Below are 261 nucleotides of genomic sequence, written 5' to 3'. Positions count from 1 at the left end.
GCGAAGCTGAGTGCTGGCTGCCGATCAGCCATTGCGCAGCAGCTGCAGCACCTGCTGCGGCAGCTGGTTGGCCTGCGCGACCATCGCCGTGCCGGCCTGCTGCAGCACCTGGGCGCGGCTCAGCGCGGCGGTCTCGGCCGCGAAGTCGGCGTCCTGGATGCGGCTGCGCGAGGCCGACAGGTTCTGGCCGGCCGTCTGCAGGTTCTGGATGGTCTGGCTGAATCGGTTCTGCACCGCGCCAAGGGTGACGCGGTGCAGAAC

Annotated in this window: 1 protein-coding gene; it reads right to left on the bottom strand. The window is 70.1% G+C overall.

The annotated features are described in order from the left end of the window. Nucleotides 1-24: 24 nt before the first annotated feature. Nucleotides 25-261: flagellin (locus ACNQ0T_RS24500; RefSeq protein WP_417930526.1), on the bottom strand; the 237-nt coding region annotated here is incomplete at its 5' end.

The sequence above is a fragment of the Enterobacter cloacae complex sp.6700776 genome, assembly GCF_048284255.1.
In the GTDB taxonomy this organism is placed as follows: Bacteria; Pseudomonadota; Gammaproteobacteria; order Enterobacterales; family Enterobacteriaceae; genus Enterobacter; species Enterobacter intestinihominis.
The sequence above is the reverse complement of the archived record's forward strand: the minus strand, read 5'-3'. Positions and strand labels throughout refer to the sequence as shown.